At 64.6% G+C, this 14,164-nt stretch carries 16 protein-coding genes; 11 read left to right on the plus strand and 5 right to left on the minus strand.

Going from position 1 to position 14,164, the window contains the following annotated elements; genetic code table 11:
- Positions 1 to 39: 39 nt before the first annotated feature.
- The 3 genes from CXR00_RS13825 to purU form a co-directional block, all read right to left on the minus strand.
- Positions 40 to 1,125: a Gfo/Idh/MocA family protein gene (locus tag CXR00_RS13825; protein ID WP_104055134.1), complete on the minus strand. Its 1,086-nt coding sequence runs from the start codon at positions 1,123 to 1,125 to the stop codon at positions 40 to 42.
- 130 nt (positions 1,126 to 1,255) lie between these two features.
- A complete protein-coding gene (locus CXR00_RS13830; RefSeq protein ID WP_104055135.1) occupies positions 1,256 to 1,780 on the minus strand; it encodes a gamma carbonic anhydrase family protein in 525 nt (174 codons plus the stop codon).
- 58 nt (positions 1,781 to 1,838) lie between these two features.
- Positions 1,839 to 2,693 carry a formyltetrahydrofolate deformylase gene (gene purU / locus CXR00_RS13835; protein ID WP_104055494.1) on the minus strand — a complete coding sequence of 285 codons (855 nt, stop codon included), beginning with the start codon at positions 2,691 to 2,693 and terminating at the stop codon, positions 1,839 to 1,841.
- Positions 2,694 to 2,772: 79 nt separating this feature from the next.
- Here purU and CXR00_RS13840 point away from each other — a divergent pair, with 79 nt between their 5' ends.
- Positions 2,773 to 3,315, plus strand: a complete 543-nt coding sequence (locus CXR00_RS13840) for a GNAT family N-acetyltransferase (RefSeq protein WP_104055136.1) — start codon at positions 2,773 to 2,775, stop codon at positions 3,313 to 3,315.
- On the opposite strand, the gene CXR00_RS13845 is transcribed toward CXR00_RS13840, so the two are convergent.
- Complete coding sequence (locus CXR00_RS13845; RefSeq protein ID WP_104055137.1) at positions 3,240 to 4,367, minus strand: FAD-dependent oxidoreductase; 1,128 nt, start codon at positions 4,365 to 4,367, stop codon at positions 3,240 to 3,242. The genes CXR00_RS13840 and CXR00_RS13845 overlap by 76 nt on opposite strands.
- A 320-nt stretch (positions 4,368 to 4,687) precedes the next feature.
- Between CXR00_RS13845 and glyA the strand changes: the two genes are divergently transcribed.
- The 5 genes from glyA (at position 4,688) to CXR00_RS13870 (ending at position 9,729) form a co-directional block, all read left to right on the plus strand.
- Positions 4,688 to 5,977 carry a serine hydroxymethyltransferase gene (gene glyA, locus CXR00_RS13850; RefSeq protein WP_104055138.1) on the plus strand — a complete coding sequence of 430 codons (1,290 nt, stop codon included), beginning with the start codon at positions 4,688 to 4,690 and terminating at the stop codon, positions 5,975 to 5,977.
- A gap of 110 nt (positions 5,978 to 6,087) precedes the next feature.
- A complete protein-coding gene (locus tag CXR00_RS13855; RefSeq protein WP_258060535.1) occupies positions 6,088 to 6,981 on the plus strand; it encodes a bifunctional methylenetetrahydrofolate dehydrogenase/methenyltetrahydrofolate cyclohydrolase in 894 nt (297 codons plus the stop codon).
- 39 nt (positions 6,982 to 7,020) lie between these two features.
- Positions 7,021 to 7,986 carry an ABC transporter ATP-binding protein gene (locus CXR00_RS13860; protein WP_104055139.1) on the plus strand — a complete coding sequence of 322 codons (966 nt, stop codon included), beginning with the start codon at positions 7,021 to 7,023 and terminating at the stop codon, positions 7,984 to 7,986.
- Positions 7,979 to 8,884 carry an ABC transporter permease gene (locus tag CXR00_RS13865; RefSeq protein ID WP_104055140.1) on the plus strand — a complete coding sequence of 302 codons (906 nt, stop codon included), beginning with the start codon at positions 7,979 to 7,981 and terminating at the stop codon, positions 8,882 to 8,884. Before CXR00_RS13860 ends, CXR00_RS13865 begins: the two co-directional genes overlap by 8 nt.
- Positions 8,881 to 9,729: an ABC transporter permease gene (locus CXR00_RS13870; RefSeq protein ID WP_258060474.1), complete on the plus strand. Its 849-nt coding sequence runs from the start codon at positions 8,881 to 8,883 to the stop codon at positions 9,727 to 9,729. The genes CXR00_RS13865 and CXR00_RS13870 overlap by 4 nt, the downstream gene beginning before the upstream one ends.
- Here the strand turns inward: CXR00_RS13870 and CXR00_RS13875 are convergent.
- A complete protein-coding gene (locus CXR00_RS13875; protein WP_104055142.1) occupies positions 9,695 to 10,261 on the minus strand; it encodes an O-acetyl-ADP-ribose deacetylase in 567 nt (188 codons plus the stop codon). The two genes, CXR00_RS13870 and CXR00_RS13875, sit on opposite strands and share 35 nt — an antisense overlap.
- A 187-nt stretch (positions 10,262 to 10,448) precedes the next feature.
- Between CXR00_RS13875 and CXR00_RS13880 the strand changes: the two genes are divergently transcribed.
- The 5 genes from CXR00_RS13880 to trpS all read left to right on the plus strand — a co-directional run bounded on the left by CXR00_RS13880 (position 10,449) and on the right by trpS (position 14,155).
- Positions 10,449 to 11,201: an SDR family NAD(P)-dependent oxidoreductase gene (locus tag CXR00_RS13880; protein ID WP_104055143.1), complete on the plus strand. Its 753-nt coding sequence runs from the start codon at positions 10,449 to 10,451 to the stop codon at positions 11,199 to 11,201.
- An 11-nt stretch (positions 11,202 to 11,212) separates the two neighbouring features.
- A complete protein-coding gene (locus CXR00_RS13885) occupies positions 11,213 to 11,575 on the plus strand; it encodes a VOC family protein (RefSeq protein WP_104055144.1) in 363 nt (120 codons plus the stop codon).
- A gap of 73 nt (positions 11,576 to 11,648) precedes the next feature.
- Positions 11,649 to 12,164, plus strand: coding sequence for a hypothetical protein (locus CXR00_RS13890; RefSeq protein WP_104055145.1), 516 nt, complete (start codon positions 11,649 to 11,651; stop codon positions 12,162 to 12,164).
- 95 nt (positions 12,165 to 12,259) lie between these two features.
- Positions 12,260 to 13,108: an exodeoxyribonuclease III gene (locus tag CXR00_RS13895; protein ID WP_258060476.1), complete on the plus strand. Its 849-nt coding sequence runs from the start codon at positions 12,260 to 12,262 to the stop codon at positions 13,106 to 13,108.
- Between the two features lie 12 nt (positions 13,109 to 13,120).
- The gene (gene trpS, locus CXR00_RS13900; RefSeq protein WP_104055147.1) at positions 13,121 to 14,155 is read left to right on the plus strand and encodes a tryptophan--tRNA ligase; all 1,035 of its coding nucleotides are present in this window, start codon (positions 13,121 to 13,123) and stop codon (positions 14,153 to 14,155) included.
- Positions 14,156 to 14,164 lie beyond the last annotated feature (9 nt).

Raw genomic sequence — 14,164 nt, forward strand, 5'->3', positions numbered from 1 at the left:
CGGGGCCGCTGTTCTGTGCGGGCGTTTTCCTGTGACCGGCTAGAGGGTCCTGGCCGGAAAATCGTTCGCGTAGCGCACACCCATCTGGCTCCGGGCTTCGTCGAACAGGCGCATGGAAGCCAGCGAATGCTCCCAGCTCATGGTCGGGGATTCCAGCAGGCCGGACTGGATGCAGCGGGTGACTTCCCGCAATTCGTAGGTGTACCCGTTGCCCACTTGGCGGAATCTTTCCACCCTGCGCTCACCCAGATGGGGCTGGATGGTCAGTTCCACCGGGTTGTGCAGCGGTGCGCCCGTCCGCAGCCAGCCTTTGCTCCCCGCGATGGTGCCGGTGCGGGTGTGCGCGGCCACCAGGGAGGACATCAACTGGGCCGAGGCTCCTGACCGATAGTTCAGGAGCAGGGCGTTCTGAGTATCAATGCCGTCACCGTTTACGGCGCCGACGGCCGTAACACCATCCGGATAGCCCAGCGCTCCCACTGCCAGCGTCAGGGGATACACGCTCAGGTCCAGCAGAGCTCCGCCGCCGGACTCGGGGTTCCAAAGCCGGCTTGCCGGGTCAGGCGGCGAGGGGAACCCCAGATCCGCCTGCACCCAGCGCACTTCCCCCAGCTCGCCGCTGACCAGGATCTCCCAGATGCGGTTGACGCACGGCAGAAACCGCGTCCAGACCGCCTCCATCAGGAACAGTCCACGGGAGGAAGCCAACGCTATGAGGTCTTCGGCTTCGCGCGCATTGATGGTGAGGGACTTTTCGCAGAGCACATGCTTTCCGCCGAGCAGCGCGGCGCGGGAGATCTCGTAGTGCTGGGCGTGCGGTGCCGCAACATAAACGACATCGACCTCCGGATCATCGATCAGGTGGTGGTAACCCCTGCCCCGGTCATCGTCGAAGTAGGAGCGGGTGAATCCGAAACGGTCGGCAAACTCCTCCGCGGAGTCCGGGTTGCGTGAACTTACGGCGTGCAGCACCGCATCTTCAAGCCTCGCGATGTCTTCAGTGACCTTCGCAGAGATGTTTCCTGTGGCAACCACGCCCCATCGGAGCACGCGGCCGGTTTTCTGAACCGGGCTGGGAGCCCCCTGGAAAACACACGGCGGCGTGGGAATGTACGGGGAATCCATGGTCCTCTTTTCCGAAGATCACCCACTGTAATCACAGACAGTGCATCAATCTAGGGGACAGCTGCCATGCAGCCGTCTCGAGGGAAAAAGAGCGGCCGGCGAGGACCGGCCGCTCCGCTTCCAGCTGCGGTCAGCCGGAGTGCACTGCCTCGCGGTGCGCGGCTGCTGTCTCCACATAACGAGTCGCATTTTGGCGGACGCCGTCGTACTCCTCATCGTTCAGCTGCCTGCGGACCTTGGCCGGGACGCCGGCCACCAGGGACCGGGGCGGAATGAGGGTTCCTTCCAGAACCACCGCGCCGGCCGCCACCAGCGACCCGGCGCCTACTACGGCACCGTTCATGATCGTGGCGCTCATGCCGATCAGGCAGTCGTCCTCGATGGTGCAGCCGTGAACTACGGCACTGTGGCCAACGCTGACACGCTGTCCCACGGTGGTGGGGAACCCCGGATCCGCGTGCAGCACCACGTTGTCCTGCAGGTTGGTCCCGGCGCCTACCCGGATGGCGTTGGAATCCCCGCGGACACACACGCCGTAGAAAGCGCTGGACTCCGGCTCCATGACAACGTCGCCGATGAGCGAGGCCGTGGGGGCGAGGAAAACGGACGGATCTGCCTGCGGGGTCTTGCCCCGGAATGTGATTACGTGTGCCATGGGGCCAGCCTAGCCGTACTCAAACGACCGGTCGCGGCGGCGGAGCCGGGGAAAGTCCTCAGTTGAAGACGATCGTGCGCTTTCCGTCCAGCAGCACCCGGTGCTCGGCATGCCACTGCACAGCCTTGGAAAGGGTCCTGCCTTCAACGTCGCTGCCCAGTGCGGCCAGCTGCGGAGCGGACCGGGAATGGTCCACGCGGATGACTTCCTGTTCGATGATGGGGCCTTCATCGAGGTCGGACGTGACGTAGTGGGCCGTTGCTCCGATGAGCTTCACGCCGCGGGCGTGGGCCTGGTGATAGGGCCGGGCGCCCTTGAAGGAGGGGAGGAAGGAATGGTGGATGTTGATGGCGCGTCCGGACAGGTCACGGCACAGCTCATTGCTGAGGATCTGCATGTAACGGGCAAGTACCACCAGTTCAATGTCGAGATCCTGTATCAGCGTACGCAGCTGGTGCTCCGCGTCCTCCTTGGTGTCCGGCGTTACCGGAATGTGGTGGAAGGGGATGCCGTAGAACGCTGCGAGCTCCGCCAGGTCCCTGTGGTTGGAGACAATGGCCGGGACGTCGATGTTCAGCGTGCCGGCGCGCTGCCGGAAGAGGAGGTCGTTGAGGCAATGGCCGGACTTGGACACCATGATGAGCGTGCGTACAGGTGCGCCGGCGGGATGCAGCTGCCAGTCCATCCCAAACGCGGCGGCCACCGGGGCAAGTGCTTCCTGAACCTGCGCCTCGGTTCCGGGGGCCGTGAAGTCCACGCGCATGAAGAAAGAGCCTGTTTCCGGGCTGCCGTACTGCTGGGATTCCGTAATGTTTCCGCCGGCAGCCACCAGGCCGCCGGAGACGGCATGGACAATGCCTGGCTGGTCGGGGCAGGACAGGGTGAGGGTAAACGCGGACGCGCCGGGAATCATGTCAGCGGCGGGGGCGGCGGAAGAATCAGTCACGGAATCAAGGTTACCCGTCCGGGGAGGGCTCGCTTAGGCTAAGGAAATGGACGTAACCTTCATGCCGCTCTCCGATAAGGACGCTGAGGAGCTGGTCAAATTCCTGACCACCAACAGCTTTCCCTATCACCGCATTACTGCACCATCCGAGGAACTGGTCCGGCAGCTGATCCTGGAGGGTCGGTTCGATGCCGACGGCGTCTGCACCTATTGGGTATTTGGAGACAACCAGCGCCTCGGTCTGGTCATTCTGGAGCGGCTGGAAAGCCAGTGTCCCACCTTCGACCTTCGCCTGGTGGAAGAAGCCCGGGGACAGGGCAGCGGCGTTCCCGTGCTGCAGGCCCTGACTGATCTGGTTTTTACGGACAGGCCCGGCTCCCACCGTTTTGCGGGGCGGACGAGGGAAGACAACATAGCCATGCGCAAGACCTTCCTCCGCTCCGGGTTCCTTAAGGAAGCCCACTACCGGGAGGACTGGCCGCTGGATGACGGGCAGTGGGTCGCCTCCGTCACCTATGCGGTGCTGCGCCGTGACTGGGAGCGGGGAACCCTGACGGAGTTCGTCTGGGAGGACGTGGACCAGCCCTGAAGGGCGGCCAGCGCAGCGAGCGCCGCTGCCCGCCCGGCCCGGGTGGCACCGAGCGTCGAGGCAGACTCCCCGTAACCGACCAGGAACAACTGGGGGAGTCGCACCACTCGGGGACCATCCATGCGGATGCCGCCGCCCGGTTCGCGCAGATGCAGGGACGCCAGATGGCCCAGGGACGCGCGGAACCCGGTGGCCCAGAGGATCACATCCGCAACCGCGGTGCTGCCGTCCTCAAATACGGCGCCCGCCGGGGTGAGCCGGGCCAGGGGGCCCCGTGAGATCAGGACGCCGTCGTCAATTCCCTTCTGGTACTGGGCCGTGAGCGGCAGCCCGGTTGCGGCCACCACGCTGAGCGGGGGCAGCCCGGCGCGGGTGCGCTCGCTGACGGCACGCTCGACGCCGCGTCCCCACTCGGCGTCGAAGGGGCGGCGCGTGAATTCGGGCGGCCGGCGCGTGGACCATGCGGTTTGGGCGCCGGCCTCATGGAGCTGGAGAAGGAACTGCAGGGCAGAGGTGCCGCCGCCCACCACCAGGACGCGGCGGCCGGCGAAGTCCGCTGCGCTGCGAAAGTCGCGGGTGTGCAGCTGAATCCCGCGGAAGTCCTGCTGCCCGGGATAGGCGGGCCAATACGGTTTGTCCCAGGTTCCGGTGGCGTTGATGACAAACCGGGCCAGCCACACGCCGCTGTCCGTGGTTATCCTCAACCGGTTCCCGGCCGTACGGGAAACCTTCCGGACCCGCACCGGCCGCTGCACGCGGAGCCCAAATTCGGCTTCGTAATCGCCGTAATACCGGCTTACCACGGACGACGCCGGCTCCCGGGGATCGGGTGTGCCAAGAGGAAAGTTCGGCAGGTCATGGATGCCGTGGGCGGAACCCAGTGTGAGCGAATCCCAGCGGTGCCGCCATGCGCCGCCGGGCCCTTCATTGGCGTCCAGCACCACAAAGCCGGATTCCGGGATAAGGCCCCGGCGTGCAAGGTAATACGCTGCGCTCAGGCCAGCCTGCCCGGCACCGATCACCGCCACGTCAACTTCGCGGTCCGCCACCATCACATCCCCTCCTGAAGGGAAAACCCTGCATGTTTCTACCTCCAACCGCTTCCTTGCCGGTGCTATTCCTCAGCCGCCGAGCCGCCGCCGATGCCGAGGAAACATTCGGCCGCGCAGGAGCAGGGTCCGCTACGATGGTTACGTCGCAACTGGCGTTAGGTGGGTCACCACCAGGGAGCGGCACAGCAGAACAGACCACGGATCGCACGCCTGGGCCGAAGGTCAAGCCTTCATCTGTTGTCATGCCCGAACTGTTTTTCCGAACAGAGGCCGGGGGTGCCCGGCAGATAGCCTGACCCATAGAACCCCTTCCCCAGGAGATCCTTGTGAGACTATCCACCCAGCCCGTCACGGACGCCAAGCTGTCCGACGTCGATCCGGAAATCGCCGCTGTCCTCAACGATGAACTGGCACGTCAGCGCAACACCCTGGAAATGATCGCCTCGGAGAACTTTGCTCCGCGGTCCGTCCTCGAAGCCCAGGGTTCCGTCCTGACCAACAAGTACGCTGAGGGATATCCCGGGCGCCGGTATTACGGCGGCTGTGAGCACGTGGATGTGGCGGAAAACCTGGCCATTGACCGGGCAAAGGCCCTGTTCGGAGCAGAATTCGCCAACGTCCAGCCGCATTCCGGGGCGCAGGCCAACGCTGCCGCCCTGTCTGCGCTGCTTCAGCCCGGAGACAAACTCATGGGCCTGAACCTGGCCCACGGCGGACACCTTACCCACGGCATGAAGCTGAACTTCTCCGGCAAGCTCTATGAAGTGGCAGCCTACGGAGTGGATGAACAAACCTACCGGGTGGACATGGACAAGGTCCGTGAACAGGCTCTGGCCGAACGGCCGCAGGTCCTTATTGCCGGTTGGTCTGCGTACCCGCGCCAGCTGGACTTCGATGCCTTCCGCTCCATTGCCGATGAAGTGGGCGCCTACCTGTGGACCGATATGGCGCACTTCGCCGGCCTGGTGGCTGCCGGGCTGCATCCCAACCCGGTGCCCGCGTCCGACGTCGTCACCTCCACCGTGCACAAGACCCTCGCCGGCCCGCGTTCGGGAATGATCCTGGCCAAGGAGCAGTACGGCAAGAAGCTGAATTCCAGTGTGTTCCCGGGCCAGCAGGGCGGGCCGCTGATGCATGTCATCGCCGCCAAGGCCGTGGCCTACAAGATCGCCGGCTCGGAGGAATTCCGCGAACGCCAGGAACGTGTGCTGGAAGGTGCGCGGATCATCGCCGAGCGGCTGAATGCGCCCGACGTCGCAGAGCACGGCGTCTCGGTCCTCACCGGCGGCACCGACGTCCACCTGATTCTGGTGGACCTGCGCCACTCGGCCCTGGACGGCAAGCGGGCCGAGGACGTGCTGCACTCAGTGGGCATCACGGTGAACCGCAACTCCGTGCCGTTCGATCCCCGCCCGCCAATGGTCACCTCCGGCCTGCGGATCGGCACACCGGCTCTGGCCACCCGCGGCTTCGGCGCCAAGGAATTTACTGAGGTGGGCGAAATCATTGCCGCGGCATTGAAGCCGGCACCCGACGTCGACGCGCTGCGGGCGCGGGTCGCCGCGCTCGCCGACAATTTCCCGCTGTATCCCGGACAGGAAGACTGGTAACGAACATGGAGAAGGGAAACAACATGGAAGGTTCCGTCACGGAAACCCCCGAGAACGACAGCGTCAACCTGGGCTGGGAGAAAAAGGAGAAAACTCCCTTTGGCACCCCGGTGGCCGCACAGATCCTCGACGGGCGCAAAGCCGCCCGTGAGATCAAGGACGAGCTGGCCGAACGGGTGCAGGTGCTCAAGGAGGAACACGGCATCACCCCGGGGCTCGGAACTGTGCTGGTGGGCGACGACCCGGCCAGCCACTCCTATGTGGGCGGCAAGCACAAGGACTGCAAACAGGTGGGCATCAACTCCATCCGCCGCGATCTGCCCGGCGACATCATTCAGGAGGACCTGGAAAAGGTCATCGACGAGCTGAACGCGGACCCGGCCACCACCGGCTACATTGTGCAGCTGCCGCTGCCGGCGCACATCGACACCAACGCCATCCTCGAACGGATCGCACCGGAAAAGGACGCCGACGGCCTGCACCCGGTGAACCTGGGCCGGCTTGTGCTGAACGTCAGCGAACCGATGACGTCGCCGCTGCCCTGCACTCCGCACGGAATTGTGCAGCTGCTGGTGCGCAACGGAATTTCCCTGACCGGCAAGAAGGTCCTGGTCGTGGGCCGCGGCGTCACCGTGGGCCGCCCGCTGGGGCTGCTGCTCACGCGCCGCCCGATCAACGCCACGGTAACCCTCGCGCACACCGGAACATTGGATCTGTTCGAGCACCTGCGCGAGGCCGACGTGGTGGTGGCCGCCGCCGGGTTCCCGGAAATGATCAAGGCCGAGGACCTCAAACCCGGCGCCATTGTGCTGGACGTTGGGGTCACCCGCGTCACCGATCCGGACACCGGCAAGACCACCCTCACCGGCGACGTGGAGAAGGCCGCAGCCGATGTCGCGTCCTGGATTTCTCCGAATCCCGGGGGCGTGGGGCCGATGACCCGCGCGATGCTCCTGTCCAACGTAGTGGAGGCGGCGGAGCGCGCAGCAGGCATTCTCGCCTAACTGTTCCTCAGGTCGGGGCCGGTGCACTAGGCTGTTCCAGTGCCGCAGATCACACCAGCCCCGACTGTCCCCAAGACCGCCTCCTCCACCGTCATTTCGGCCCGGAACCTCCGCAAGACCTACGGCGATTTCCATGCCGTGGACGGCATCAGCTTCGACGTCCCTGCGGGGGAGTCTTTCGGGCTCCTTGGCCCCAACGGCGCAGGCAAATCCACCACCATGAAAATGATCGGCGGCGTGTCATCGCGCACCTCAGGGGACCTGGCCGTCATGGGATTGGACCCGGACCGGTTCGGGCCCGAAGTGCGCGCCCACCTGGGGGTAGTGCCGCAGCAGGACAACCTCGACGAAGACCTGCGCGTGCGGGAAAACCTCCTGGCCTACGGCCGCTATTTCGGCCTGCCCAAGAGTTACCTGGGTCCCAAGGCTGACGAGCTGCTGGAATTCGCCCAGCTGACGGACAAGGCCAAGGACCGGATTGAATCCCTCTCCGGTGGAATGAAGCGGCGGCTGACCATCGCCCGGTCCCTGATCAATGATCCAAAGATCCTCCTGCTGGATGAGCCCACCACCGGGCTTGACCCGCAGGCGCGCCATATCCTCTGGGACCGGCTGTTCCGGCTCAAGGAAGCCGGGGTCACACTGATCCTGACCACCCACTACATGGACGAGGCGGAGCAGCTGTGCGACCGCCTGGTGGTGGTCGACAAGGGAATGATCATGGCGGAGGGCTCGCCTGCTGCACTGATTCGTGAGCATTCCACGAGGGAAGTCCTGGAACTGCGCTTTGGCTCCGAACGCAACACCACGGTGGCAGGCGAACTGGGAGGAATCGGCAGCCGGATCGAAACCCTCCCGGACCGCGTCCTGATTTACGCCGACGACGGCGAGGCCGCTCTGGAAGCGGTCAGCGCCCGCGGGCTGCAACCCATCACTTCGCTGGTGCGCCGCTCTTCGCTGGAAGACGTGTTCCTCCGGCTTACCGGCAGGAGCCTCATTGACTGATCAGCAGCTATCAGGGGCACCGGTGGGGAAAACGGGAGCAAACCAGCATGCTGTGCTGGGACTGCGCTCTCCGCTGACACCGGAGCAGACCGCATCCCGGGCACGGCGCTTCGGCGCCATCTACTACGCCGAGCACTGGATCCGGCGCATGCGCGGCTACCGGTGGACCGTGCTCATGACGGCGGTGGGCACCCCGCTGGTGTACCTCTTCGGTATGGGTGTGGGGCTGGCGTCGCTGGTGGACACCGGCGACGCAACCTTCGACGCCGGCAACGGGACCACGGTCTCCTACCTCGTTTTCGTGGCTCCGGCCCTGCTGGCCACCGCCGCCATCATGGTGGCGGCAGAAGAAAACACCTATATGGTGATGGGCGGCTTCAAATGGCACCGCACCTACTACGGTCCCAATGCCTCGCCGCTTTCCAGTAATCAGCTGGTGGACGGGCACCTGATCGGTTTCTCGGTCCGGATGCTGATCACCACCGCCCCGTACTTTCTCTTCCTGCTGCTCTTTGGTGCTGTCGAGCAGCCGGGGACGGCCTGGCTCATGATTTTCACCGCGGCTCTTGGCGGTGTGGCCTTCGGTATGCCGTTGATGGCCTACAGCGCGTCATTGGAGGAGGACAAGGGGCAGTTCGCCATGGTGCAGCGCTTCATCGTGATGCCGCTGTTCCTGTTTTCCGGCACGTTTTTTCCGCTGGAGTCCCTGCCCGGAGCCATCCGCTGGATCGGTTGGATTTCCCCGCTGTGGCACTCCACAGAGCTCGGCCGGATCCTCAGCTACGGCTACGCCGAGGCTCCGGCACTCACAGTGGTCCATGTGGCGTATCTGCTGCTTCTCGGTTTTGTCGGCTGGGTCCGGGCACGCCGGAACTTCACCCGGAGGCTGGGAAAATGAGTATGGAACACACGACGACGGCGCCGCGTCTGGCCCCCGCACAGCTGGACCCTGAGGGGCGTTTCCTAGGGTCCCTCTATGCGCGGAACATCCGTGCAGTCTTCGCCCGCGGGCTGAAGGCCACGTGGGGCAGCAACTATGCCGTCATGATCAGCGGGTTCGTGGAACCGGTGCTGTACCTGGTGGCCATGGGCATCGGGCTGGGTTCCCTCATCGGCACCGTGGCCGGACCCGGCGGCGAACAGATCGGCTACGCCAACTACATCGCCCCGGCGCTGCTGGCCGTGTCCGCGATGAACGGTGCGGTCTATGACTCCACAATGAACGTGTTCTTCAAGTTGAATTACGCAAAGCTCTACGAAGGCATGCTCGCCACCTCGCTGGGCCCGCTCGACGTCGCCCTCGGCGAAATCTTGCTGGCCCTGCTGCGCGGTGCCATGTACGCCACCGGCTTCACAGCCGTCATGGCAGCCATGGGGTTGGTGACCTCTCCCTGGGCACTGCTGATGATTCCGGCCGCCGTGGTGGTGGCTTTCGGATTCGCCTCCTTCGGGATGGCAATCACCAGCTGCATGAAGACCTTCCAGCAGTTGGAGTGGGTGAACTTTGTCATGCTGCCCATGTTCCTGTTCTCGGCGACCTTCTATCCGCTGAGTGTGTACCCGCAGGGGCTCCAGTGGGTCATCCAGGCGATGCCGCTATGGCACGGAGTGGAAATGATGCGGCAGATCAGCGTTGGCATGCTGACCTGGGCAACCGCGGGCCACCTGCTGTACTTCATCGTGATGATCGCGCTGGGACTGGTGGTGACTACCGGGCGTCTTCGGGCCCTGTTCCTGAAGTAGCCCCTCCCCGAGACCTCTCCAGATCCTGCCACGCGGACCGGAAGGTCCGTTCGGTGCTGCGGTCAAAGAGCACAAATTCCACCGCCTGCACGGACCGGGCCGGAAAGTCCCGGACGGTTCGGAGGCCGATGGCCGCTACGACGGCCGCATCCCAGCCGTACACTCCGGCGCTGACCGCGGGAAAGGCCACGGTTTCAGCCCCGAGTTCCTCGGCGACTTCGAGGGAGCGCCGGAAGCAGGATGCCAGCAGCGCGGGGTCGGTCTGTCCCGCACGGGCATTAGGTCCCACGGTATGGATGACCCAGCGGGACGGCAGATCAAAGCCGGGGGTGGCCACTGCGTCTCCGGCGGGAAGCCCCTGCGCATAGGCCTCGGACCGCAGCTCCCGGCAGGCCGCCAGCAGGCCCGGTCCCGCAGCCCGGTGGATGGCGCCGTCCACGCCGCCGCCGCCCAGCAGGGAGGAATTGGCCGCATTCACGATGGCGTCTGCCGTGCTCTCCGTGATGTCTCCGGTGGAGATAGTGATCTGCATGCGGTCAGTCTGGCACTGCGCCCGCCCTCCCGCCAGTTCGCCGGGAACAGATGCCTGCCCGCTCCGGGACCTTCCGCATCGGCAGGCGGGACAGGATCATGGAACCGAAGGACGGACCGGGATCAGGACAACCGGATCCACACCAGCGTGAGGCCCGGCGGCGCCGGGAACAACGGGAGGAGTTCCAATGGCTGATCAGTTTGAGGGAAGGACGGCCCTGGTGACAGGGGCGGGTTCGGGAATCGGGCGGGCAGCGGCCGTGGCGCTCGCGGCGGAAGGCGCCAACGTCGTCGTCAATGACCTGGATCTGGAAGCGGCGCAGGACGTGGTGAACTCGATTCTGGAAACCGGCGGCACCGCCGTCCCCTCGGTTGGCGATGTTGGATCCGCCGAAGACGTCAAGGGCGCCGTGGAAACTGCGGTCAGCGAGTTCGGCGGCTTGCACCTTGCCTTCAACAACGCCGGTATCAGCGGGCCGCTGGGACTGCTGACCGATATCGACCTGGAGGGCTACCGCCGGGTCATCGATGTGAACCTCAACTCCGTGTTCTACGGGATGTATTACCAAATCCCGGAAATGCAGAAGGCCGGGGGAGGCGCCATCGTGAACATGTCCTCCATCCTGGGTGTGGTTGGTTCAGCCACCGCCGTTCCCTATGTGACGGCCAAGCACGGCGTGACCGGCATGACCCGGGCGGCAGCCCTGGGATACGCCAACCAGGGCATCCGGGTGAACTCGGTGCACCCGGGCTACATTGACACTCCGCTCCTGGCAAACCTGCCTGAGGAGGTCTACGCCTCGCTGGTGGGGCTGCATCCGGCGGGCAGGCTCGGCACTGCCGAGGAGGTGGCGCAGGTGGTCCTTTTCCTGCTCTCCGACAAGGCAGCCTTTGTGACGGGCGCCCAGTACGCCGTGGACGGCGCGTACACCACCCAATAGGAAGGAACGCAATGATCGGTTCATGGCACGCGACGGTGATTGACTGCCCCAACCCTGATTCGCTGGCCTCCTTTTACGAATCCCTTCTGGGCATGATCCGCGTAGAACATGAAGATGACGGCTCATGGGTGACCATCGGGGATGCCCCGGACCGCCCGGCGCTCGCCTTCCAGCAGGTCTCCGGTTATACCCCGCCGCAGTGGCCGGGGCAGGACAATCCCCAGCAGCTGCACCTGGACGTCCGGGTGCCTGACCTGGATCTCGCCGAAGCCCAGGTCCTGGCGCTGGGGGCAACCAGCATGGACAGCGGGAGCGCTTCCTTCCGGGTGTTTCTCGACCCCGCCGGTCATCCGTTCTGCCTCGTGGCCTGGTAACCGGGTCCGCTGCCGGTTTCGCCGGAGGAGGACGGTTTAACGGCTTCGGTCCCGAGTTTGAGACAATGAAGCCATGCAGTCGCTCCCTCACGGCAACAAGCCGCAGCCCTCGTCCAAGCCCCGCCGCGGGGTGAGCCAGAAAATGGCATCCTACGGTATGACCCTGATGCTGTTCGTTTTCCTGGTTGCCGTCTTGTTTGCGGCCAATGAGAACGACGTCGTTGGCTGGATTGTGGCCATTATCTCGCTGTTTTGGCTGTGCCTGTTCACGGTTGTGGTCTTCAGCGTCCGCGGAGCCGCCCGCAAGGCCGGCGCGAAGCTGGCCGAGGCGCAGGACACGCTCAACCGGGCCGCCGGCGGAACGCCGAGTGTGCAGGTCATTGACGAGGCCACCACCGTCCGGGACCAGAAACTGGACCACAGCTTCAAGATTGTCCAGGTGCAGGCCCGCGTCATCCGCGAGAACCTGGGCAAAGATGAGGACCAGGTGAGCCGCGCCCTGGAGACCATCGAAATCACCTCCCACAACGCCCGTTCCATGATCAAGAAGGACGACAGCGGTCCGGTGGAAGGCACCCTGGTGGACTGACGCCCCGGGCCCGGGGAACCGGAACCGCTGCGCGGACGCAACGCGCCCCGCGCTCCAAGATGAACCGCATGCTACTGAGGAGTATGGTTATTCGCGTGAGTTTGGCATCAGCAGGAGAATCAGCCGTTTCGGCAAAGGCGCTGCGCATTGCGACGGTGAACGTGAACGGCATCCGTGCCGCCTACAAGCGCGGAATGGCGCAGTGGCTGGCGGAACGGGACGTTGACATCCTTTGCCTGCAGGAAGTTCGAGCGCCCGATGCGGTGGTCCGTGAACTCCTCGGTGAGGAATGGCACATCCTGCACGCCGAAGCGGAAGCCAAAGGCCGGGCCGGCGTGGCCATCGCGTCCCGGATTGAGCCGGTTGCCACGCGTGAGCACATCGGCGATGACTACTTTGCGTTGTCCGGCCGCTGGGTGGAAGCGGACTTCAAGGTGACCGAAGACGGTGCGGAGAAGATGCTCACGGTGGTCAGTGCCTACGTTCATTCCGGTGAAGTGGACACCCCCAAGCAGGCTGACAAGTACCGTTTCCTGGACGTGATGACCGAACGCCTGCCCGCGTTGAAGCAGCAGAGCGACTTTGTCCTGGTGGTGGGTGACCTCAACGTGGGCCACACGACCCTGGACATCAAGAACTGGAAGGGCAACGTCAAGCGGGCAGGATTCCTGCCGGACGAGCGCGCCTACTTTGACCGCTTCTTCAGCGATGAGATCGGCTACACCGACGTGGCCCGCAAACTGGCCGGCGACGTGCCGGGCCCGTACACCTGGTGGTCCTGGCGCGGGCAGGCCTTCGACAATGACAGCGGTTGGCGCATTGACTACCACCTGGCCACTCCCGAGTTGGCCGAACGCGCCGTTACCGCCGTCGTCGACCGCGCGCCCACCTATGACAGCCGCTTCTCAGACCACGCTCCCGTAGTGGTCGACTACCAGTTCTAAGGGTTGAAAACCATGAGTACTTCCACTCCCTCCGGCCGCCAGCGCATCCTTTCCGGGATGCAGCCCTCCGCGGATTCCCTGCACCTGGGCAACTATCTTGGCGCGCTGGTGAACTGGGTCCGGCTGCAGGACCAGTACGACGCCTACTTCTTCATCCCTGACCTGCACGCCATCACCGTGCCGCAGGATCCCGCTGACCTGCGCCAGCGCACCCGGGTCACCGCAGCGCAGTACATTGCCGGCGGTGTGGACGTGGATAAGGCAACACTGTTTGTCCAGTCGCAGGTTCCCGAGCACGCGCAGCTGGCCTGGGTGCTGAACTGCCTGACCGGCTTCGGTGAGGCTTCGCGCATGACGCAGTTCAAGGACAAGCAGCAGCGGTTCGGTGCGGACGCCGCCTCCGTGGGACTCTTCACCTATCCGATCCTGCAGGTCGCGGATATCCTCCTCTACAACCCGCACGGCGTTCCGGTGGGGGAGGACCAGCGCCAGCATGTGGAGCTCAGCCGGGATCTGGCCAGGCGGTTCAATTCACGCTTCGGCGAGACGTTCGTCATTCCCGAGGTCTTTGTGCAGAAGGAAGCGGCGAAGATCTACGACCTGCAGAACCCCACCGCCAAAATGTCCAAGTCGGCAGCCTCCCCCGCCGGACTGATCAATCTGCTGGACCCGGACAAGGTCATCGCAAAGCGCATCAAGTCCGCAGTGACGGACGACGGCACGGAAATCCGCTTCGACCGGGAGGCCAAGCCCGGCGTCTCCAACCTGTTGTCCATTTACTCGCTGATTTCCGGCCGCAGTGTCGACACGCTGGTGAAGGAATATGAGGGCAAGATGTACGGACACCTCAAGGTGGATCTGGCCGAGGTAGTCACTGAACACGTCCGTCCCATCCGGGAGAGGGCACTGTACCTGCTGGAAGATCCGGCCGAATTGGACCGGCTCCTCGCCGTCGGCGCCGCAAAGGCACGGGAAACCGCGTCAGCTACACTGGCCGATGTGTACAGCAAAGTGGGTTTCCTGCCCCTAGGCTCTTCCGCGGTCTGACCGATGAGA

The sequence above is a fragment of the Arthrobacter sp. 9E16 genome (genome assembly GCF_002929435.1).
GTDB classification, from domain to species: domain Bacteria; phylum Actinomycetota; class Actinomycetes; order Actinomycetales; family Micrococcaceae; genus Arthrobacter_B; species Arthrobacter_B sunyaminii.

Excerpts from the sequence above, each read along its gene's own strand:
- purU (WP_104055494.1), bottom strand. The coding sequence starts at position 2,693 with ATGATTCCCGGCGCGTCCGCGTTTACCCTCACCCTGTCCTGCCCCGAC.
- CXR00_RS13875 (WP_104055142.1), bottom strand. The coding sequence starts at position 10,261 with ATGCAGATCACTATCTCCACCGGAGACATCACGGAGAGCACGGCAGAC.
- CXR00_RS13840 (WP_104055136.1), top strand. The coding sequence starts at position 2,773 with ATGGACGTAACCTTCATGCCGCTCTCCGATAAGGACGCTGAGGAGCTG.
- CXR00_RS13845 (WP_104055137.1), bottom strand. The coding sequence starts at position 4,367 with ATGGTGGCGGACCGCGAAGTTGACGTGGCGGTGATCGGTGCCGGGCAG.
- trpS (WP_104055147.1), top strand. The coding sequence starts at position 13,121 with ATGAGTACTTCCACTCCCTCCGGCCGCCAGCGCATCCTTTCCGGGATG.
- CXR00_RS13890 (WP_104055145.1), top strand. The coding sequence starts at position 11,649 with ATGCAGTCGCTCCCTCACGGCAACAAGCCGCAGCCCTCGTCCAAGCCC.
- CXR00_RS13825 (WP_104055134.1), bottom strand. The coding sequence starts at position 1,125 with ATGGATTCCCCGTACATTCCCACGCCGCCGTGTGTTTTCCAGGGGGCT.
- CXR00_RS13885 (WP_104055144.1), top strand. The coding sequence starts at position 11,213 with ATGATCGGTTCATGGCACGCGACGGTGATTGACTGCCCCAACCCTGAT.
- CXR00_RS13870 (WP_258060474.1), top strand. The coding sequence starts at position 8,881 with ATGAGTATGGAACACACGACGACGGCGCCGCGTCTGGCCCCCGCACAG.
- CXR00_RS13830 (WP_104055135.1), bottom strand. The coding sequence starts at position 1,780 with ATGGCACACGTAATCACATTCCGGGGCAAGACCCCGCAGGCAGATCCG.
- CXR00_RS13880 (WP_104055143.1), top strand. The coding sequence starts at position 10,449 with ATGGCTGATCAGTTTGAGGGAAGGACGGCCCTGGTGACAGGGGCGGGT.